Raw genomic sequence first — 19,512 nt, 5'->3', positions numbered from 1 at the left:
TGATAAAATTTAATACAAATCACTACTTCTTTGGGGCGGGGGGGGGGGGGGGGGGGTTTGGTCGGGGGGGGGGGGGGGGGGGGGGGGGGGGGCTCCCCCTCCCCCTCCCTCCCCCACTCCCCACCCGCCCCGCCTCACCCCGCCCCACCCCCAGGCGGGCTCGATCCCGCAGGTGGGCTCGCCCCGCCCCGAGCCCACCCACCCACACCCGCCCTACGCACTCACCCCACCGCAACCCCCTCCAACTCCTCCTTCTCCGCCGCAACCGCGCCCGCCACCGCGCCATCCGCCGCCCTGGCAGCGGCTTCAGCCGCATCCCCGCCACCTCCGCCTCCGCTCCCGTCCGCCGCAGGCGTGGACGTCTCCGACATCGACGTCGGCGTCGGCGTCGGCGGCGACTCCGCCTTCCCCCACGCCACCCCTCCCCCCGTCGACCAGTCCGGGCCCAACTCACTCCCCCTCGCGACGCCTTCGCCCGGCTGTGGCTCGACCCTGGGCCGGGGTGACGCCCGGCGGAACGCCGCGGTCCCCCGGGTGAGGTCATGGCCGATGGCGACGGCCTCGACCTCCGCCGCGATCCACCGCTGCCCGCCACGGTCCGCGGGCTGTTCGCCCTCCCGTACCCGCAACCGCCCCTGCACCAGCAGCGGTTCGCCCACCGTCACGGACGCCGCGACGTGGTCGGCGAGGGCGCGCCATGCCTTGACGGTGAAGAAACTGGTGTCGCCGTCCGTCCACCGCTCGCGCGCCCGGTCCCAGCGCCGGGGTGTCGCGGCCAGCCGGAATCGCACCACCGGTACGCCCGTTGGCGTCGTCCGGTGCTCCACCGCCGTGGCGGCGTTCCCCACCAGCGTGACCATCGTGTCGTTCATCGCATCCCCCTCATCCGGCCGCCGTCACACGGCGCCCTCTCCCCCGCCTGGTCCGCGGGCTTCGCTTCCCCGTCCGTCACATCCGCCGGCACGTCCGGCGCCCGCACGCTGCGGGCCGCCGCTCCTGCCGCGGACGGCTCTCATGCTGCGCGCATCCGCCGACCTCCGCTCGGGCCTGTGGAGGGGAATTCGCCTTGTGGACAACTCGGCCACCCGAAGGGGGAATTCAGGGCCCCAGCCACACCAGCCGGAGAGCCCGAAGAACACCGGAACCGGCCAACCCCCCACGCGGCAAACCCACAAACCCACAGCCCACAGCCCACAGCCCACAGACCCGACCAACCTCCCTCACCCATGGGTTACTCCCGCCCCTCAACCCCCCGAAGCCACCGCGTACTGCTCCCTGACCTCCTGGTACCGCAGCAGCTCCGCGGCGACCGGTTCGAGGACGTGGGCCCTGCCGCAGTGGGCCGCCGCCTCGCGCAGGCGGCGCTCCGTCTCCTGCCCGTGGCGGCGCGCCGGAGCACGCGCCGCCGCCGCGCATGCCCAGGTCAGCGCGGGTGCGCCCAGGACGCCGAGGGCCGTTACGGCCAGCGCCGCCGGCCACCCCGTGAGGTCCGCGGGCCCCGTGACCGTCCCCAGCAACCACACCGTGCCGAGGATCTGCAGGACGCACATCAGCCCCTGGAGCGCCGCGCTCACCGTCCACCACCGCGGCCTGACGGGGCCGGGCCGCAGCGCCGTCTCGGCGTCGGCGGCGACCGCGTCGAGCGCCGCGGGCAGCTCCCCGGCGCCCCGCCCGGCGGCGTCGCGTACGGCTTGGGCCCACGGTGCGGGCAGTCCGCGGGACGCCTCGCCGACGAGGTTCCGTACCGCCTGTTCGACGACGGGACGGGCCGCGGCGCGGTCGTCGGTGGTGGTGCGGGGGGTGTCGGCGGCGGGGCGGGTGCGCCGGTGGTGGAGGCGGGTCCAGGGGGTGGCGCAGGCGCGTTCGGCGTGGCGGAGCCAGTCGTGTTCGGCGGTGCGGCCGGTCGCGGCGGCGCCGACGGCCTCGGCGAGCCGGTCGTCGAAGGCGCTCCGGGCGCGGGCGGTGAGCGTCACGCGGCCCTGTGTGGTGTAGGCGGGGCGGAGGCGGGTGGCGGCGGCGTCGACGTCGGCGGCGAGGCGGCGGTCGGCGGCGCCGCGGTCGGCGACGAAGTGGGCGAGGGCGTCGCGCAGTTCGCCGACGCCGGTGCCGGTGGCGGCGGAGAGGGCGAGGACGGTGGCGCCCGGTTCGCCGTGTTCACCGAGTGCCACGCCGTCGTCGTCGAGCAGTCGTCGCAGGTCGTCGACGACCTGGTCGGCGGCGTCGCCGGGCAGCCGGTCGATCTGGTTGAGGACGACGAAGGTGACCTCGGCGTATCCGGCGTGTGGGCGGAGGTAGTGCTCGTGGAGGACCGCGTCGGCGTACTTCTCGGGGTCGACGACCCAGATGACAGCGTCGACGAGGGCGAGGAGCCGGTCGACCTGGGCGCGGTGGCCGGTCTGGGCGGAGTCGTGGTCGGGCAGGTCGAGGAGGACGAGTCCGTCGAGTCCGGTGGCGTCGCGGGCGGGGGTGTGGCGGCGGTGCGGGGGGACGCCGAGCCGCTGGAGGAGGCCCTCGGCGCCGGGGTGACCGCCGCTCCAGACGCAGGCGACGGGTTCGCCGGTGGTGGGCCGTTGGGCGCCGGCCCGGGAGCGGGGTGCGCCGGCGAGGGCGTTGAAGAGGGAGGATTTGCCGCTGCCGGTGGCGCCGGCGATGGCGACGACGGTGTGCCGGGCGGAGAGCCGGCGGCGTTCGTCGGCGGCGTCGAGGACCTGTCCGGCCGCGTCGAGCATGGTGCGGTCCAGGCGGCTGCGGGAGAGCACGATCAGCTGGCGCAGGGCGTCCAGGCGGGTCTGCAGGGCGTCGCCGGGGTCGTGGCGTCCGGCGTCGGGGAGCGCCCAGCCGTAGGCGGCGTCCGCGTAGGGGGCGAGCCGGGGGTCGTGGTGGGCGTCGCGGGGTGCGGGTCCGCTCGGTGGCGCCGGGGTCGCGTCCGGTGGTTCGGCGGGGAGGTCTCCGTCCCACTGCGGGCCGATGCGGCCGCCTTCGGGGGGCGGCGGCCGGTCGGTGTCCTCCGGGGTGCGGGGGTCGGTTCCGGTGGTCCAGGGGGTGGGCAGCCGGCGGCGTCGGCGGGGGTTCCGGCCGGGGCGGCGGGTGGTGTCGCCGGGTGCGGCGGCGGGGGCGCGGCGGGCGATGAGGCCGTCGTCCCAGGCGGCGCCGCGGGTGACGAGGCGGCCGTCGGTGCAGACCACGGCGCCCGCCGCCCATGCCGCGTGGTCCTCGGGGTCGTCGGGGGTCTGCTCCAAGGGCGCCGCGGGGGCCGGGGGCCGGCCGGCGCGGGCCCGGCAGGCGGGGCAGTCGCCGGTGTGGCCGCATGCGCCGCACGGGTCGGGCGGTGCGGCCGCCGGGCCCGGTCCGCCGGGGAGGTCACCGGGTCCGCTCGCGCCGTTCATCCGGTGACCTTCTCCCTCTGCAGTACGGACAGTGCGGCGATGAGTTCGGCCTGCTGGTCGGGTGGGACGGCGAGCCGTTCGAGGGGGGCGAGGCGGCGTTGGCGTTCGGCGGTGAGGGCGCGGTCCAGGTGGGCGGTGAGGAGGCGGGTGCCGCGGTCGTGGAGGCGCAGGGTGCTCCGGGCGCCGAGGAGGGTGGCGAGGCGTTCGGCGGCGGTGCGGGCGCGGTCGCCGCCGAGGAGTGCGGTGGCGAGCAGGGCGGTGGGTTCGTCGGGGGTGACGGATCCGGGGCGTTGGGCGGCACGGCCGCCGCGGGCCTCGCGGATCTCCTCCTCGGCGAGTTCTTCCAGGCAGCGGCGCCAGCGGCGGACGGCGACGCCGAGGCGGTCGGGGGTGCCGGTGGCGCCGGCGGCGGCGGTCGGTGCGATGTCGGCGGCGGCCGGGTCGCGGCGCCAGGCGTCGGCGGTGTGTTCGTCGGCGCGTTCGACGGCGCAGGTGAGGAGGGCGGTGAGGCCGTGGGTGAGGGCGTCGAGGAGGTCGTCGGGGCGGCCGCCGAGGGCGTGGTCGCGCCAGTGGGCGCGGGCGTCGCCGGACAGCACCTCGCCGGCGGTGATCTCGCGTCGTACGCGGGTGGCGGCGGCGCCGTACGCCTCCTCGACGCGGGCGGCGAGGCGCAGCGCGGCGGCGTGCTGGGCGGCGGCGGCGCCGGCGAGGGCGGGCAGGCGGCTGCGGAGGGAGGCGATGACGCCGGTGGTGGTGCGGTCGGCGGCGGCGGTGCGGGCGGGCGGGTCCTGGGCGTGGCGGGCGAGCCAGTCGCGGAGGGCGGCGACGGCGGTGGCGGGCAGCAGTCCGCTGCCGCCACCCGCGGATTCGGGGAGTTCGGGGATGGTGAAGCGGGGGACGTGGCCGAGTCCGGCACGCTGGAGGAGGGCGGCGTAGCGGGCGGAGATGTCCGTGGCGATCTGGTGCGGTACCCGGTCGAGGACGGTGACGAGGGTGACGTCGTACTCCTTGGCGGTGCGCAGAAGGTGCCAGGGGACGGCGTCGGCGTAGCGGGCGGCGGTGGTGACGAGGACCCAGATGTCGGCGGCGCAGATGAGTTCGGCGGCGAGTTCGCGGTTGCGGGCGACGAGGGAGTCGATGTCGGGCGCGTCGAGGAGGGCGAGTCCGGCGGGGAGGGCGGGGTCGGTCTCCAGGCGGAGGGTGGGGACGGCGGGCTCGTCGCGGGCGGTGTGCGGCGGGTCGTGCCGTGCGGGTGGAGCGTCGTGGTCCGGGGCGCTGTCGCCGGTGGCGTACGTTCCGCTTGCCCCGTAGGTGGGGTACGGGGGTGTGGTGCGCGTCGTGGTGCGGCGGGGTTCGCGGGCGGTGGGCCCGGATCCGTCCTGTTCGGGCACCCAGAGGCGGGCCAGGTGGGGCAGGACGCGGCGTCCGGCGAACCAGTGCAGGTCGTCGGGGTGGCAGACGAGGACGGGCGTACGGGTGGTGGGGCGCAGGACGCCGGCTTCGGAGACGCGCCGTCCCACGAGGGAGTTGACGAGGGTCGATTTTCCGGCGCCGGTGGAGCCGCCGATGACGGCGAGGAGCGGGGCATGGGGTGCGCGCAGCCGCGGCATGACGTAGTCGTCGAGCTGGGCGAGCAGCTCGTCCCTGCTGCGGCGGGCGCGGGCCGCGCCTTTCAGGGGCAGCGGGAAGCGTGCGGCGTCGACGCGGTCGCGCAGTACGGACAGGGCGTCGATGAGTCGGGGTCGTACGTCCAAGGTCGCCACATGTGCAGAATGCCCAATTTGGTTGGGTTTTTGAAGCGTATACACCTGTGTGCGTGCCATAAAAACCACCGCATAACGGTACGAGTGGCGCGTGAGACGATCGAGGCGAGCGGCCCGCAGGCATAACGACTACACAACAGCCGCCACGGGAGCGGCCAAAAACGATGCAGGATTCGTACCCGCCTGCGATTATCGGGACCGCTTCACGGAATCTCCACAACGTGCCACGGAGGTGAAGCAACCGGGACGAGGCACCCGGACCCCTATCCTTGTCCGCGGTCCGTGATCCACGTCCACCACCGGCCCCCGTAGCTCAGCGGATAGAGCAGGTGCCTTCTAAGCACTTGGCCGCAGGTTCGAGTCCTGCCGGGGGCGCACCACGCAAGACCCTCCTTCGGGAGGGTCTTTTTGCTGGTCGGGGGCTATCTGCCAGCGTTGTGAGCCCCTTCCGGGACCGGCCCGCCGCCGCCTTGGAATGTCCGGCTGAGGCCGGTCGGAGGCGGCCTCCGGCGGCCGTTCGGCCCGAAAACGGCCCGAAGTTCGGGCCGCCCACTGCGGCCCTGGCTCCCGGCATGAAGACGCGTGGCTCGGCGCTGATTCGGCGAGGGGATCACCGAAGGCCCCTTCTTCTGCCCACCGCCGGAACGGCGCTGCACTCAGCGGCCTCGCCCCTTCGCCGCGCCCAAGTGGGGCAGGGCGCCGGGGAGCGCCTGCGGCCCTTCGATACGCCGCTGGAGCTCGGCGATCTGGCCGGTGACGCAGCGGGCGTACGTGGAGAGCAGGACGGGGACGCTGTTGCCGGCCCATTCGGCGACCTGGGCGGGTGGGATGCCGTTGTTGAGCCAGGTGGTCAGGCAGGTGTGCCGGAGGTCGTAGACGCGCTTGCCGACCGGCGAGCGGAACTCATGCTCGGGCAGGACGGCCTCGCGGGCCTTGGCCCAGGCGCGCCGGTAGACGGAACCGGCCAGGAGACCGCCCTTCTCGCCGGGGAAGAGGAGGCCGCCGGGCTTCAGCCGGTCACTGGCGATGAGGGCTCGGAGGGTCGCCACGAGGGCGGGGTGTACGGGAACGATCCTTGTGTCGCCCGACGCGCGGCCCTTCAGGGTGCGGGTCTCGTGGGCCTCGCCGTCGTCGGTCCAGTGACCGCCGACCTCCGGCTCGGCGGTGTGGACGCGCAGTTCGCCCCAGCCGGTCGCGGGAAGGACGGCGTCCTCGATCCGCAGGGCGACCGCTTCCTCGGGGCGCAGACCGGCGTAGTAGAGCGTGGCGTAGAACGCCGTGAGCCGGTGGCCGGTTCGGGGGCGGGCCGCGGTCCAGCTGAGCAGAGCGGCGACTTGGTGGGGATTGAGCAGGGAGCGCTTGTCGACGGCGCCTGAGGTCTTCGGCGCGGGGCGCCCGCTCTTGCCCGTGGGCAGGGGGTTGACCTGGAGGGCCTTCTGGCGGACGGCGTACTCCAGGGCGACATTCAGGATCCGGCGGTACCGCTTCGCCGAGCTGGCGGCGGCCGACGTGCCGTCGAGCACGGTGTCGAGCGCCTGCAGGACGGCGTCGACGTGCTTGGTGTCCTCCCAGGCGCTCATCGGCAGCGAATTGCGCCGGACCCACGCCAAGATCGCCCGGTACTCGGGCGGGGCTTCGTCCCGCCGCTTCTTGTTGGAGGCGTACTCGCGCAGCGCCTTGCGGACGTCGACGCCCTCGTACTGCACGGGCTCGGTCCGCAGGAGCGCGAGTGTGGCCTTGGTCAGCGCCTTCGCGGTGCTGACCCGGTTGTTCGCCGAGATCCGGGACCACTTCATGTCGACGTACTGCAGGGCGAAGTCGTACCAGGTGATCCCGGCCGCGGACGCCCCGTGGGAGACCGGCCGGCCGGTGTTCTGATCGAACGGCTCGCCGTCGTTGGCGGCGACGAGGAGCATGGCGCGGAAGGACTCGGCCGCCGCGCTCGCCTTGAACGCCTCGCCGTGCCGCTGGCCGTTGACCGACCAGCGCACGGTGTAGGTGGTACCGCGCTTCCCCTTGTAGACCTCGGTCTTGCGGAACCGGACGTTGTAGTACCGGTTGGTCACGCGCCGCCCTCGCAGTCGGTGAGCCAGTTCTCCAGGTCACTGCGGCGGATGCGAAGGCTGCCGTTCGGGAGTTTCACACAGCGGGGCGCCCGGCCTTTCTGGCGCCAGTCGTAGAAGGTCGACCGGGAGATCTGAAGTTCGGCGCAGATTTCGTCCACGGTCAGTTTGTCGCGCGAGCGGGTGGCGCCCTTCATCGGGCGCCCCACCTCCTCAACGCGGAGGGAGTTTCGGGAAGGGGATATCGGAGATCGGGGCAAGTGTTTCCTCGCATGGCTGGAACGGGCTAACCGCGAACGACAGGAATCGGCGCCGGGTATGCATTCAACGATCCGGAGAATCGGCTTTTTGCCCAACCGGCGATCGTCGGCTATGTTGCCCCGCTCCGCCTGGTTCCGTTTCCGGGAAAGGGCGCGCAAGAGGGTCCTGAGCGCAGTGACGGGGGACGCCCCCGGCCTGGTCAGCAGGGGGCAGACACGGACGCGTACGAGAGTCCCGGCCGCGACCTTCCCGCCCGCCAGGTCGGATTCGAGGGAATCGGCGGGACGGATGTGTCCCAGCGTGCTTTCTCCGACGCCGGGCACGCTTTCCCTTCCACTGCGAGCCCCTCCGAGCATCGGATACTCCGAAGGGGCTGTTTGGTCAGCCGGAGGCTCGGGTCTACCGTTTTTCGACCGATCCAAAAACTTCTGGGGAGTTTGTGAACCAACTCTGGACTTTTGTGCCCCTGGTGTGGCTATCTGTCTGTCGCCCCCGGCCCGTCCGGATTCTCTGCTCCCGATTTGCGACGAAGGTGGTCGATCGACATCGCCCGTATCCGCACCATCAAGCCCGAGGCGTTCCACTCGGAGTCCCTCGCGGAGGTTTCCCTCTCTGCCGAGCGGACGTTCTTCGGGCTGCTGACCCAGGCCGACGACCACGGCCGGTTCCGCGACCAACCCGCCGTCATCGCCGGTCTGCTCTGGTCCCTGCGTCCCGGGCACGGCCCGATGGGCGTCGAGGACGACCTCGCCCAGCTCCACGCCGCCGAGCTGATCTGCCGTTATCAGGGCGCCAACGGCAAGCAGTACCTGCACATCGTCACCTTCGGCCAGCACCAGAAGGTCAACCGGCCCAGCGGGAGCAGGCACCCCGGCTGCCCCCACCACGATCACGGTGTTCCGCGTGAGCCCTCACCGGTGAAGCACGCACCCGTCACCGAGCCCTCCGCACCGGCTCACGGAGGACTCGCGGAGGGCGAGGTGAGCGGCGAATCCACAGGTCAGAGGCGGTTCACTGAGCCCTCACCGCGGACGCAGGGAGACCTCACGGAGCCCTCCGTGAGGACGCACGATCCGGATCTAGGATCTAGGAACAGGGATCTAGGATCTACTCCGTTGGGAGGCGCGAGCGCCTCCGCGCCCCAGACGGTCTCGGCCAAGGACCTCATCGGCGAGTACACCGCCGCCTGCAGCCACCGACCGCCCGCGAGCGTGCTCGGCCAGCTCGGCGGCGAAGTCAAAAAGCTCCTCGCTGAGGGCATCGAGCCGGACCACGTGCGTGCCGGTCTCGACCGACACCGGGCCAAGGGTCTGCACCCCCGGACCCTGCCCAGCCTCGTCCACGAGGCGATGAACGCCGCCTCACCCGCCCCCGGCGCCACCCACCGGTCATGGACCAACCCGGCCGACGTCACCGCAGCCTACGGCGGTGACCTGTGACCGCCACTCTCACCGATGCCCCGAACCGCCGCGGCCCGATCCCCCGACGGCTCGACGCCATCCTCGCCGCACGCGGCATCGGCCCCGCGGCAGTCGGCACACAGGAGCCACCGAGCGAACCGGTCACCGCCCTGGAACTGGCCGATGCCCGCATCCCCGCCCGATACCGCAAGGCCCTGGGTAACCACCCGCAGGTCACCGCCTGGGCCGAGGCAATCGCCGCCGCCGGAGCCCCCGGCCCCGGCAGCGCGCCGGGCATCGCAGAAGGCCCATCTCTCCTGATCGCCGGCCCCACCGGCACCGGCAAGACCCACCAGGCGTACGGCGCCATCCGCACCCTGCTCGCCGCCGGAGTGCGGCTGCGCTGGGAAGCCGTCACCGCCGCCGACCTCTACGCCCGCCTGCGCCCCCGCTCCGGCCACGACGCCGAACGCGACCTGCAGAGCCTCGCGCGCTGCCCGTTGCTCCTCCTGGACGACCTCGGCGCGGCCAGGACCAGCGAGTGGACCGAGGAACTCACCTACCGGCTCATCAACCACCGGTACGAGCACCTGCGCCCCACCCTCATCACCACCAACCTCCCCACCGACGCCCTCCGCACCACCCTCGGCGACCGCATCGCCTCCCGCCTCGCCGAAATGACGGAACGCGTCATTCTCACCGGCCCCGACCGCAGGCGCCGCACCCAAGCCTGACTCGCCCTGGGGACCGGTCTCCCTCGCGCAGGGGACCGGGAGACCTCGCCTGTCGGGACCGTGCGGCACCGCCCAGGGGGACCGAGCGTGCAGGCAAGTGGGGACCGTCCCGCTCACGGTCCCCACCGGGGACGGTCCCCCTGACACACCGTCGGGGACCGGTCCCGCCAAGAACCGGGGACCGTCCCGGCAGAAAACGGGGACCGTCCCGGCAGAAAACGGGGACCGGTCCCCAACAATTCGGGGACCGGTCCCCGCAAAGACACAGGTCAAACCCACATTGGGACACCAACCCTCAGTTCCCGGACCGGAACTGAAAGGGCGCACCGGTGGCGGGGACCGTACCGGCGCTACCGATCGCCGCGCGCTCGTAGGAAGCCACACCGAGCCACAGGAACGCGGTCCCGAACGCAGTGAATCGCGGGCCCGATGCCCGGCATCGCCCGTCCCCTACTACGACGACCACGCCCGGCCACGGTCCCGAGAACTCCTCCTGCGCACCATCACCGCGCGCTCACCCGAGCCCTCCCCCACCTCCACCTCACCAGAAAGAGCCCATGCACCGGCCGCACCACGAAGCCCTCATCACTCCCGGCGCGGAAACCGCCACCCCTGCCCCAGGCGGAGCAAGTTGTCGGGTAAGGAGTCCTTACCCGGCCTCCGCCCCGGGGGAGGCGGAGGCGTCCGGCGCCGAGGGGGCGCCGGAGTCGGCCGGCCCGGGGGAGCCGACCGTGGGAGGGGCCACGCAGCCACTTGCGCCTCGTCGTCGTCTGCGTGAGCCCACGCTGCGTGAGAAGCGCGTCCACCCGCGCTACAGCGACGACGAGTTCGCCCTCCTCGCGACAGCTGCCGACCTCAGCCGTATGTCTGTCGGCGGCTACGTCGCCGAGACCTCGCTCGCCGCTGCCCGCTCCGACGACCCCTCGGCTGCGGTCGCCGACTACCGCTCCATGGTCAAGGCGCTGATGGCCGCGAACAGGCAGCTCGCCAAGATCGGTGGCAATCTCAACCAGCTCGCCTGGCACCTCAACAAGGACGGCGCGTGGCCTGCACCGGACATCGTGGCCCGGCTGCTGGACCGGGTCGAGGCGTCGATCGGCGACGTGGACGTGGCCGTCTCCCAAGTGGCTTCGGGGCGGTGACCGCATGATCCCGAAGATCGTCCTCGGCAAGGGCGAGCGTGCCACACGCCGTCTGATCGGCTACCTCTACGGCCCGGGGAGCGCCAACGAGCACACCGACCCGCACCTCGTGGCGTCCTGGAACGGCTTCGCCCCCGACCCCGGCCGCAGCCCCCACCGCAACCCCAGGGACGTCGAGGGTCAGCTCACCGCGCAGCTCGACCAGCCCGTGAAGATGCTCGGAGACAAGGCCCCGACGACCACGGTGTGGCACTGCCCCGTCCGGGCCGCTCCCGAGGACCCGATCCTCACCGACGCCCAGTGGGCGGACATCGCCCGGCGGATCGTGGCCGCCGCCGGCATCGCCCCCGAAGGCGACGAGGAAGCCTGCCGTTGGGTGGCGGTCCGCCATGCCGACGACCACATCCACATCGCCGCCACCCTCGTACGTCAGGACGGCCGCCGCCCCCGCCGCGACCACGACATCCGCGCCGTCCAACGCGAAGCCCGAAAGATCGAAGCCGACCTCGGCCTGCGCCGCCTCAACCCCGGCGACGGCACCGCCGCCAAACGCCCCACCAGCAAGGAACACTTCAAGGCCAAGCGCCAAGGACAGGACATCACGACCCGCGAGATGTTGCGCCGGCGTGTTCGCCGCGCGGTGGCCGCCGCTTCCAGCGAGACGGAGTTCTTCGCGCTGCTGGAGGCGACCGGCGTCGACGTACGCCCCAAGACCGGCCCGTCCGGCGACATCCTCGGCTACAGCGTCGCCCTGCCCGGCGACCTCAACAAGGAGGGCAAGCGAGTATGGTTCTCCGGCTCCACCCTCGCCGGCGATCTCTCCCTGCCCAAGATCCGCCACCGCCTCACCGCCACCAGCCCCGAACCCATAACCGTCCGTCCGACCAACCCCTGGCACCAGGCCACCGCCGCCACCGAACGCTTCCCCGACCACGTCACACACGGTGACGACCGCATCGTCCAGGGCCAGCTCGTCGCCCTCGGCGGAGCCCTTGATCTGCTGCCCCTCACCGCACCAGCTGCGGCGAGGGTCGAACTCGAACGTGCCGCCGCCGTCTTCGAGCGCGCCACCCGCTCCCGTATCACCGCCGACCTCGACAGCGCCCAAGTCCTGCGCCGCAGCATCCAGACAATCCTGCGCACCCCCGCCGCCGCACGAGACGGCGCCGGACTGGCGATGCTCCTGGACGCCACCCTCATCGCCGTGGCGTTCGCGAGGCACTGGCACCGCACCCACCAGCACGCCCAGCAGGAAGCAGCAGCCCAGCAGACCCTCGTCCACCTCCAGACCGCCCACGCACACATCGCAGTTCCGGTCCTGGACGGCCTCGCCCACCGCACCCCCGGCATCCAGACCAGGCAGCGCTACGCCCGATACCTCCAGCAGGCCGTCCCCGAGCACGCCGAACGCATCCTGCAGGACCCTGCCTGGGACGCCCTCGCCACCGTCCTCGCCGACGCGGAAGCAGCCGGCCACAACCTGGGCAACCTCCTCGACCGGGCCCTCGGCCACCGCAGCCTCGACGACGCGCGCAACCCCGCCCGCACCCTGACCTGGCGCATCCACCGCCTCGGCCAACGCCACGCACCCGGCCCCCGCGCCCAGGCAGCCATGGCCCGCAGCACCACACGGCTCGCCACCACCACGCCCCACCCGCCAGCAGCCACACCGGCCGCCGCACAGCAGCAGCCACCGCACGTGCGACGACGTTGATCAGTTGAGCTGATCCGAAACGGAACAGGCCGCAGCCGTCACTGAATGAACAAGACCCCGTACACGAGACGCACCGCCCCCCAGCCCAGTGATCCTTGTGCGTCTGGGCGGCCGACCCCCGTATCGTCGCTTGGGTGACCGACACGAGTGGGGCGGACAGGACGCACATCCCCGCAGCTGATCTTGCCGAGCTGACCAGGGCGTACGACATCGACGGCGTGCTGGATCGGCAGCACCTGGCCGATGGCCTCATGAACGTGAACTGGCGGCTGGACACCCGGGCCGGGAGGTTCGTCCTCAAGCGGGTCACGGACGTGCCGCTCGATCGACTGCGTCGCAACCTCGCGGTCCTTCCCGTCCTTGCTTCGTACGGAGTCCCCATATGTGCCCCGGTTTCCACCGTCAACGGTGAGGTGATCGCCGAAATCCGCGGTGGTGTCTACTGCCTGTTTCCCTGGTCAGCCGGGGAGCACGTTCGCGGGACCGACCTGTCGCTGGCCCAGACGTCCGAGCTCGGTGCACACCTGGCGCGACTCCATGCGGCACTCGGCCAGGTGGTCGATGAAGCCGGGATGCCAGCCGTGCTGGCCTCGGTCACCGCTGAGGTGACCGAGGCCGGCCGAGCCGTCCAGAAAGCCGATCGGCTTGCCGGAGTGGTGTCGGCCCGAGGGGCGGGCGACAGCTTCGACGCGGCTGCGGACGTTGCCCTCGAAGAACGCAAGATCCTCCTCGACAAGCACGCCCACCTGCGCCCCGAGGGAGACACCCCCGCGGGCCCACAGGGCTGGACGCACGGTGACTTCCAGTACCGGAATCTCCTCTGGGCAGACGGCGAACTGGTTGCCGTCCTGGACTGGGACCGGCTGGGCGTCCGCCCGTACGCGGAAGAGGTCGTCCGCACCGCGCAGGTGCAGTTCGGGGTGGAGGGCGTCTTCGACCTGGAGCGGGTGTCGGCTTTCGTCAGCGGCTACCGGTCGGTGGTCCCATTGGAGCCGGCCGCGCTGCTCGACTCCGCGCGCCGCCTGTGGTGGAAGCGGATGACGGACTTCTGGCAGCTCGAATTCCACTACGACCGGGACGACCACTCCTGCGACGACCTGTTCATCGCCGACGAGGCGCTCCTTCACTGGTGGACGGAACGGCTCGACGAGGTGGAGCGGGCGTTCGGCGGCGCTTTCTAGATCCCCAGTTCCCGGAGCTCCGGCAGGCACAGGCGGGTGAACCGTACCGCTCCGGTGCGAGCCTGCTCCCCCAGCGATTCGTGGTCGGTGTCTCGGATTGCTCGCACCCACGCCTCGGGGCCGGCGGTGGCAGGCAGGACGATCCCGGCGCCGCCGATGGCTTCGGGGATGCCGCCCTTGTCGGTTCCGATGGTCGGGACGCCATGGAGGGCGGCCTCGACAATCACACGAGGGAAGGCGTCTTCCACGGTGGACGGGACCAGCAACAGTCGGTGACCGCGGTACAACGGCTCCATGTCGTAGACGCGGGGCACGTACGTGACGTTCGGATAGGACGCGAAGTTGGCTGAGGCGTCCCACCAGCCTTCGACCAGGGTGAAGTGCTGTTCCGGCATGAGCCGGACGATCTGGTGCAGTAGCCCGGATCCCTTGGCGGGGATGGGGTTGATCATGAGTACGGACGCGGTGCGGGCCTCGCCCGAGCTCTTCCCGGGCAGCGCGAACGGCGGGTGCATCACGGCCAGCCGGGTCCCAGGCGTGTGGAGTGCACGTGCCCGAACGAAATCCGACACAGCGAGGCCGTAGTGGGGTCGGCCGGCGAGGACGCCCAAGCCGGTGGCGGAGACGGAGTGCAGAAGGCCGGCGACGAGCGCGATCGGTCGGGCCTGCGCGGCAAGCTGCGCCGAGCCCTCCTGCGAGGTGAACACGATGTCGGGGTGGCGGTCGCGCAGGAGACCGTCGAGTGCGTGCTCCACGTTGTCCTGCGTCAACGCCACGCACTCGACCCCGCTCCACCGGTAGCGCAGGGCGCCCTCTTCTTCGTCGTACGGGACGCGGTGCTTGTCCAGGTGGGCGCGCATGTCGGGGAGCTGGGTGGCTCTGTCCCAGGGCGCCTCATGCGAGCCGAGGTAGGTGACGTGCCAGCCAGCGGCGGCGAGTTCTTCGGCGAGGAGCTGCTGGGTGACCTCGGCGCCGCCGATGAGGAACGGGGGTGGGGTGCGGCGCCAAGTGAAGAGGGCGGTGGGCATCGGCGGTCACCGCGCCCAGAAGCCGACGAGGGCTTCCACGGCCTGGGCGACTTCGTCCGGTCCCGCGTCGGCGGCCAAGACCGTGAGCTCTTGCGTCACAGGTCGGCGGGGTGTGTGGACGAAGTAATCGCGGGCGTGGCGGAGGAAGCCTGCCTCGTGGAGGAAGTACTCGGACTCGGCGGTGGTGTGGCCGACGGTCTTTCGGCGGAGGTGGAGTGTCTCCGCCGGTACGTCGAGGTAGAGGGTGTGGTCGGGGCGCAGGAACGGGAGCGTCTTGAGCCGGTGGCGGAGCTGGTGGTGGACGCCATGCCCGAACAGGGCGTCCAGGGCGTACGCGTGAGCGAGGAGGGTGTCCACGGAGCGGTCGAGGATGACGAGCTGCCTGCCGCTCGCGGTGGCCTCGGCGACGCGGATGGCCTCGATTTCCATGAACCTCTCAAAGGCGGCGAGTTGGGCGGCCGCCGAGTCGGTGAGGGCCGGAGGGATGTCGTCGCGGTGGGCGATGTGCTCGACGTAGCAGTCGGAGACGTACGCCCGCGAGCCGAGGGCGGTCTGGCGGAGGTGGCGTACGGCCGTGGACTTACCGGCGTAGGAAGGCCCCTCCAGGGCGATGATCAGCACGTCGGCGCCTCCGTCCTGTAGAAGCGCTCGGCGTAGAGGCTGATTCCGTCGACGAGATCGGCCGCCGTGGTGAAGGCGTGCCGGATCGGCCGGTACATCTTCCGGGCCGGGTGCATCTGCGAGCCGTGCATCCGCAGGATGGTGACCTTGTCGAGCACGACGTCGGTGATGTCGACCAGCTCGGGCCGCATCGTCGCCCCCGTACGCGTACGGAACAGGTGCTGGTCGCAGCCGGCGAGCGCGTACGTCGCCCAGAAGGCGAGATCCTCCCAGAACCAGGTGCAGCCGAGGCGGACGGCCGCCTCGTGAACGAGGAGGTGGTCGGGGTGGCGGGTGACGGCGGCGGGCGCGAGGAGTTCGGCGCCGGGGTGGGCTACGGCGATCCGGCGAAGCTCCTCGGTGACCTGGTCGAGCAGTTCCGGATCGTAGGGACGGTACGGGGGCTCGGCGTCCTTGTGGCCGAGGAGGTACCGGCGGGCGGCGAACGGTGCGAGCGCGGCGGCACCCTCGCGGTCGCGGAGCTCGGACACGGTGTCGACGTCGGCGTACGTGGTCTCCAGGGCGGGGTGCACGCTCCGGGAGCGGGTGAAGACGGTGGCGATGTTCAGCGGTCGGGGGTGAGCGAGGAAGGTGCCCGAGGCGGAGAGGGCGAAGTCGTCGTGGTGGGGCTCGATGACGAGAACCTGACGGCCGACGGGGGTGCGGGCCTCGATGTAGTACGGGGCGCGGGTGTGGGGTGCGGTCACCTCCAGGACGCGGTGGTCGTGGATCCGGTGGCGGGCGGCGAGCTGCTGGGTGTGCGTCCTGTGGGCGCGGTGGAGGTCGTCGGGGAAGGTGTAGATGCCGTGCCCGTCCGGCACCGGCAGGTCGACCAGGGGCTGGGGCTGCACAGGGGTCTCCTTCGTCATCGCACGGTCGTCTCGTACCAGTGGCGCCACATGCGGGGTGACCGGAGGCGCAGGCGGGCGGTCATGGGGTTCTGCCACCAGAGCATCCGGAGGCTCGACCACTGGTCGTAGCGGCGGGTCGACGGGCGTACGCGCAGTTCGTCGAGGATGGTCACGGGCCGGTCGGTGGCCTGGCCGTGGGCGGTGAGTCGGGCGAAGAACTCGACGTCCTCGCTCATGAACAGGTCATCCCGGTACCCACCGATGTGGTGGAAGGCGTCGGCGGTGCAGAAGTGGTTGACGCCTTGGGCTCCGCCGCGGCGGGTTCGGTAGTGGTCCCAGTACGCGCACAGCAGGCGGGCGCCCAGCCGCTCGGGCGTGTAGAGCGGAGGGATGGCGCCGCCGACGGCCCCTGCGTCCATGGCAGCAGCAGCGGCGGTGACCGCCTCCAGGGGCAGCGCCACGTCGGCGTCGGTGAAGAACAGGCGTCCGCTGCGGGCGGCGCTCGCTCCGGTATTGCGGACACGACCGATGCTGCGGACGGCCTCGGTGACGACGCGGACGCCGAAGGAGGCGGCCATGTCGGCGGTGGCGTCGGTGCTCGCGTTGTCGACGACGACCACCTCGCCCGTGCGGCCGGTGACCTCCTCCCAGCGGGCGAGGGAGGCCAGGACAGAGGGCAGGTAACGGGGCAGGTAGGCGGCCTCGTTGAAAGCCGGGATCACTACCGACAGGGCAGGGCTGCTCATCAGCGCGTCCTTTCCGGGCGGCGCGTACGGAAGAGGTGCGGAGTCCGCCGGCTGAGGTCGTCCAGGCGGCGGGCCCACAAGGCGCGGTCGTCGCCGGCGGAGGAATGCGCCCAGGAGCGGAGGGTGTGGAAGACGGCCCAGGCCGCCAACAGGCGGTGATCGAGGGCAAGGGGATAGGCATCGGTGACCGTGCGGGCCCTGAGGGTCGAGAGGGCGTCGGTCATGACCAGGGTCTGGGCGACGTCGGATTCACGGGGACCGGCTGCGGCGTCGGTGAAGTCGACCAGGTGACGGACGGCTCGGGGGCCGGAGATCACGACGTTGTCGCCGTGCAGGTCGCCATGGCACCACACGGGCGCCGTGTGGGCGGCGTCGGCGATGGCGGCCAGCGCGGGCGCGATGCGGTCGAGACTGCTGGGCGGGCAGCGGCGGCTCAGTGAGGTGACCTGCTCGTGGAGCGGCCGGCGCGGGGCCCACGGCCGGACGGGCGCCCGGTGCAGACGGCCGAGCAGGCCGGCCAGGTCTTTCAAAGCTCGCTCGTCGGAGATCCGGCCGGAGCGGACGGCGTTGCCGAGGGTGAGCGGACCGAGGTCGGCGGTGACGAGGGCGGTCGCCTCGTGACCCGGAACGGGGCCGTACCCGATGAGGGCTGGTACGGGAACGTGGTCGGCCACGGTCCGGATGGCCGCGCTCTCCGTGATCGCGTTGCGGCGTGCGGTCGCCGCGTACAGCTTGATCACGACACCGCGTCCGTCGGCCAGGCCCACCCGGTAGACGACGGTGCGCGTACGGACGGACAGGCGGTGGGCGGTGCGGGCCGGTACGCCGGTCATCGCGAGGGCGGCGCGCGAGACAGCGGGCGGTACCCCCGCGGTCACCGCACACCCGCCGGTTCCACGCCGACGGCACCCAGACGCCGGACGTGACGCATGGTCCTTTCCAGGTGCCTTCGGTATTCGGCGACTTCCTCCGTGACGGGGCAGTCGGCCTGCCACGGCTTCTGGGGACCGACGAAGTGCACGAGGGCGGCGGCCGGATCAGGCTTCAGTGAGCGCGTGACGACCCGGCGTACCCAGTTCCCGCGCTCAAGGAATCGGCCGACCTCGAACCGGTTGAAGCCACCGGCCACCGGGCGGACTCGGCCGGATCGCAGAAGCCACAGGTTCAGGGCGTCCTGGTCGTTGTGGAGGATGTGACGCCGGGCGTGGATCAGGGCCTGCTCGACGCCTCGTCGGATGCGGGGCATGTGGTCGGTGTGGGTCCAGAGCACGCCCGCGTTGAAGTACGGGCGACCGCGCAGATGAGGCCAGCGCTCGGCGGCTCCGGGCAGTGCCGGGCACTCGCCGACGGCCGGGTTGAACTCGTCCCGCACGACGCCGGTCTCGTCCGGCCCGACGTACCCCAACGGGTCGGTGAGGTCGCCCCTGACGAGGACGTCCGCATCCACGTAGACCATGTAGGGCCTGCGGACAAAGCCCGACGTGAACTCGAACCGCAGGTAGGTGGTGACGGTGATGTACGAAGCATCCGCCATCCGCGAGGACCGCAGCGGCGAGCAACGACGCAGGTCGAAACAGCCGAAGCCGGCCCGCTTGGCGAAGTCGGAGAGGAGGAGGGCATGCGCGCCGGTGAGGTCGATGGTGAGCACCCGTACGGCGGCGTCGCGGCGGGCCGCCGGAGTGAGGCTGTCGGCCAGGCCAGCAAGGGCGGCGAGGCCGGGGACGAGGTAGTGCTGGTCGATACAGAGGCCGAACGCGTACACGGAGACTTCGCCTTTCGGGCGTGGTGCACGGGCGTGACGGAGGGCTCGGCAGTGGGCACGGGCGCTCACCGGCTGTCCCGGGCTCCGGAGCGGGCGAGGATTTCGAGGCTGTCGGGGTCGTCGGTCTCCCAGTGGCATCCGCCCTCGGTCGGTGGCCGCAGCACCCACACGGTGCCGTTGGCGCGGACGTCGGTGACGATCGCTCGCTGTCCGTCGTCGTCCTGGACGAGGTCGCCGACCCAGGCCCGCCGGGCGCTCACGAGCCGTCCTCCCCGTGCGTGTCCGGCTGCGTGAACCAGCCGGAGGCCGCGTCCACGAGGTCGCGACGGCTCCTGGCCTGGCCAGGGGTTCGACGGGCCGGTGTGCAGTGGGATGCGCCCGCGAGGAACCCTCCCCGGTCGCGGAGGAGAACGCCGAGAGCCGCGAACTGGGCGGCGTCGGCAGCTACATGCATCGGGCCGCTGACGACGACGCCCCGGATCATCCCGGCGGACAGGGCGGCCGTGACGGCCTGCCAACCCGGCCGCTCCATGAGCGGCAGCGCCGGGTCGGGGTCGGACCAGACACCGGCGACATGTCAGTGCCGGGCGTTGGCGTAGTAGCGACCACGCTCCTCGCTCTCGCCGAGGGCGGTGGAGGTGGTGGCGCAGGAGTAGACGGCGACGGGTACGTGCCCGAGTCCGCCAGGCGGGTTGTTCGGCATGCCCACAAGGCTGCTGGGCTGCGGAGTTCGTGCCCAGGCACGGCCCGTCGCAGTGGAGAGGCTCCGTATCCGGTCGGACTGCCACGTCCCGTGGCAGCGGAAGCAGGGTCGCCCGGAG

General features: G+C 72.2%; 19 protein-coding genes and 1 tRNA gene. 6 read left to right on the top strand and 14 right to left on the bottom strand.

The annotated features are described in order from the left end of the window. Nucleotides 1-221: 221 nt before the first annotated feature. The 3 genes from ABT345_RS22890 to ABT345_RS22880 form a co-directional block, all read right to left on the bottom strand. Nucleotides 222-872 (bottom strand): single-stranded DNA-binding protein, encoded by a 651-nt coding sequence (locus ABT345_RS22890; protein WP_345084273.1) that lies wholly within the window; start codon nt 870-872, stop codon nt 222-224. Between the two features lie 372 nt (nt 873-1,244). Then, the gene (locus tag ABT345_RS22885; RefSeq protein WP_345084276.1) at nt 1,245-3,386 is read right to left on the bottom strand and encodes a GTPase; all 2,142 of its coding nucleotides are present in this window, start codon (nt 3,384-3,386) and stop codon (nt 1,245-1,247) included. Continuing rightward, the gene (locus ABT345_RS22880) at nt 3,383-5,149 is read right to left on the bottom strand and encodes a dynamin family protein (protein ID WP_345084279.1); all 1,767 of its coding nucleotides are present in this window, start codon (nt 5,147-5,149) and stop codon (nt 3,383-3,385) included. The genes ABT345_RS22885 and ABT345_RS22880 overlap by 4 nt, the downstream gene beginning before the upstream one ends. 302 nt (nt 5,150-5,451) lie before the next feature. Here ABT345_RS22880 and ABT345_RS22875 point away from each other — a divergent pair. After that, nucleotides 5,452-5,524 (top strand) — tRNA-Arg (locus tag ABT345_RS22875). A 281-nt stretch (nt 5,525-5,805) separates the two neighbouring features. Here the strand turns inward: ABT345_RS22875 and ABT345_RS22870 are convergent. Next, a complete protein-coding gene (locus tag ABT345_RS22870) occupies nt 5,806-7,215 on the bottom strand; it encodes a tyrosine-type recombinase/integrase (protein WP_345084282.1) in 1,410 nt (469 codons plus the stop codon). Next, a complete protein-coding gene (locus tag ABT345_RS22865) occupies nt 7,212-7,409 on the bottom strand; it encodes a helix-turn-helix transcriptional regulator (protein WP_345085128.1) in 198 nt (65 codons plus the stop codon). Before ABT345_RS22865 ends, ABT345_RS22870 begins: the two co-directional genes overlap by 4 nt. A 609-nt stretch (nt 7,410-8,018) precedes the next feature. On the opposite strand from ABT345_RS22865, the gene ABT345_RS22860 reads away from it, so the two are divergent. From ABT345_RS22860 to ABT345_RS22840, 5 genes are all read left to right on the top strand, one after another. Then, complete coding sequence (locus tag ABT345_RS22860; RefSeq protein WP_345085131.1) at nt 8,019-8,912, top strand: hypothetical protein; 894 nt, start codon at nt 8,019-8,021, stop codon at nt 8,910-8,912. After that, nucleotides 8,909-9,607, top strand: coding sequence for an ATP-binding protein (locus tag ABT345_RS22855; protein WP_345084286.1), 699 nt, complete (start codon nt 8,909-8,911; stop codon nt 9,605-9,607). Before ABT345_RS22860 ends, ABT345_RS22855 begins: the two co-directional genes overlap by 4 nt. A 770-nt stretch (nt 9,608-10,377) precedes the next feature. Further along, entirely contained in the window at nt 10,378-10,749 is a 372-nt protein-coding gene (locus tag ABT345_RS22850) for a plasmid mobilization protein (protein WP_386460472.1), read from the top strand. Nucleotides 10,750-10,753: 4 nt separating this feature from the next. Next, nucleotides 10,754-12,463, top strand: coding sequence for a relaxase family protein (locus ABT345_RS22845; protein ID WP_345084292.1), 1,710 nt, complete (start codon nt 10,754-10,756; stop codon nt 12,461-12,463). A gap of 95 nt (nt 12,464-12,558) precedes the next feature. Then, the gene (locus ABT345_RS22840) at nt 12,559-13,644 is read left to right on the top strand and encodes a phosphotransferase (protein ID WP_345084295.1); all 1,086 of its coding nucleotides are present in this window, start codon (nt 12,559-12,561) and stop codon (nt 13,642-13,644) included. Here ABT345_RS22840 and ABT345_RS22835 read toward each other — a convergent pair. The 9 genes from ABT345_RS22835 to ABT345_RS22795 all read right to left on the bottom strand — a co-directional run bounded on the left by ABT345_RS22835 (nt 13,641) and on the right by ABT345_RS22795 (nt 19,394). Beyond that, nucleotides 13,641-14,672, bottom strand: a complete 1,032-nt coding sequence (locus ABT345_RS22835) for a glycosyltransferase (protein WP_345084298.1) — start codon at nt 14,670-14,672, stop codon at nt 13,641-13,643. The two genes, ABT345_RS22840 and ABT345_RS22835, sit on opposite strands and share 4 nt — an antisense overlap. A gap of 6 nt (nt 14,673-14,678) precedes the next feature. Beyond that, on the bottom strand, nt 14,679-15,293 hold the full coding sequence (locus tag ABT345_RS22830; protein WP_345084301.1) for a hypothetical protein: 615 nt from the start codon (nt 15,291-15,293) through the stop codon (nt 14,679-14,681). Beyond that, the gene (locus ABT345_RS22825) at nt 15,287-16,201 is read right to left on the bottom strand and encodes a PIG-L deacetylase family protein (protein WP_345084304.1); all 915 of its coding nucleotides are present in this window, start codon (nt 16,199-16,201) and stop codon (nt 15,287-15,289) included. The genes ABT345_RS22830 and ABT345_RS22825 overlap by 7 nt, the downstream gene beginning before the upstream one ends. After that, a complete protein-coding gene (locus tag ABT345_RS22820) occupies nt 16,198-16,929 on the bottom strand; it encodes a glycosyltransferase (protein WP_345084307.1) in 732 nt (243 codons plus the stop codon). The genes ABT345_RS22825 and ABT345_RS22820 overlap by 4 nt, the downstream gene beginning before the upstream one ends. Further along, nucleotides 16,929-17,807 carry a phosphotransferase gene (locus ABT345_RS22815; RefSeq protein ID WP_345084310.1) on the bottom strand — a complete coding sequence of 293 codons (879 nt, stop codon included), beginning with the start codon at nt 17,805-17,807 and terminating at the stop codon, nt 16,929-16,931. Before ABT345_RS22815 ends, ABT345_RS22820 begins: the two co-directional genes overlap by 1 nt. Then, nucleotides 17,804-18,691 (bottom strand): glycosyltransferase family 8 protein, encoded by an 888-nt coding sequence (locus ABT345_RS22810; protein ID WP_345084313.1) that lies wholly within the window; start codon nt 18,689-18,691, stop codon nt 17,804-17,806. The genes ABT345_RS22815 and ABT345_RS22810 overlap by 4 nt, the downstream gene beginning before the upstream one ends. Nucleotides 18,692-18,756: 65 nt before the next feature. Continuing rightward, nucleotides 18,757-18,951 carry a hypothetical protein gene (locus ABT345_RS22805; RefSeq protein ID WP_345084316.1) on the bottom strand — a complete coding sequence of 65 codons (195 nt, stop codon included), beginning with the start codon at nt 18,949-18,951 and terminating at the stop codon, nt 18,757-18,759. Further along, nucleotides 18,948-19,223: a hypothetical protein gene (locus ABT345_RS22800; protein WP_345084318.1), complete on the bottom strand. Its 276-nt coding sequence runs from the start codon at nt 19,221-19,223 to the stop codon at nt 18,948-18,950. Before ABT345_RS22800 ends, ABT345_RS22805 begins: the two co-directional genes overlap by 4 nt. Before the next feature lie 45 nt (nt 19,224-19,268). Beyond that, complete coding sequence (locus tag ABT345_RS22795; RefSeq protein WP_345084321.1) at nt 19,269-19,394, bottom strand: hypothetical protein; 126 nt, start codon at nt 19,392-19,394, stop codon at nt 19,269-19,271. Nucleotides 19,395-19,512 lie beyond the last annotated feature (118 nt).

The organism is Streptomyces sp. NPDC000404 (assembly GCF_040300365.1).
GTDB classification, from domain to species: Bacteria; Actinomycetota; Actinomycetes; order Streptomycetales; family Streptomycetaceae; genus Streptomyces; species Streptomyces ramulosus.
This window is presented reverse-complemented; position numbering and strand designations above follow the sequence as displayed.

What these genes read in the sequence shown, in the direction of transcription:
- ABT345_RS22865 (WP_345085128.1), bottom strand. Translation starts at nt 7,409, where the DNA reads ATGAAGGGCGCCACCCGCTCGCGCGACAAACTGACCGTGGACGAAATC.
- ABT345_RS22795 (WP_345084321.1), bottom strand. Translation starts at nt 19,394, where the DNA reads ATGCCGAACAACCCGCCTGGCGGACTCGGGCACGTACCCGTCGCCGTC.
- ABT345_RS22820 (WP_345084307.1), bottom strand. Translation starts at nt 16,929, where the DNA reads ATGAGCAGCCCTGCCCTGTCGGTAGTGATCCCGGCTTTCAACGAGGCC.
- ABT345_RS22835 (WP_345084298.1), bottom strand. Translation starts at nt 14,672, where the DNA reads ATGCCCACCGCCCTCTTCACTTGGCGCCGCACCCCACCCCCGTTCCTC.
- ABT345_RS22890 (WP_345084273.1), bottom strand. Translation starts at nt 872, where the DNA reads ATGAACGACACGATGGTCACGCTGGTGGGGAACGCCGCCACGGCGGTG.
- ABT345_RS22845 (WP_345084292.1), top strand. Translation starts at nt 10,754, where the DNA reads ATGATCCCGAAGATCGTCCTCGGCAAGGGCGAGCGTGCCACACGCCGT.
- ABT345_RS22825 (WP_345084304.1), bottom strand. Translation starts at nt 16,201, where the DNA reads ATGACGAAGGAGACCCCTGTGCAGCCCCAGCCCCTGGTCGACCTGCCG.
- ABT345_RS22885 (WP_345084276.1), bottom strand. Translation starts at nt 3,386, where the DNA reads ATGAACGGCGCGAGCGGACCCGGTGACCTCCCCGGCGGACCGGGCCCG.
- ABT345_RS22800 (WP_345084318.1), bottom strand. Translation starts at nt 19,223, where the DNA reads ATGGAGCGGCCGGGTTGGCAGGCCGTCACGGCCGCCCTGTCCGCCGGG.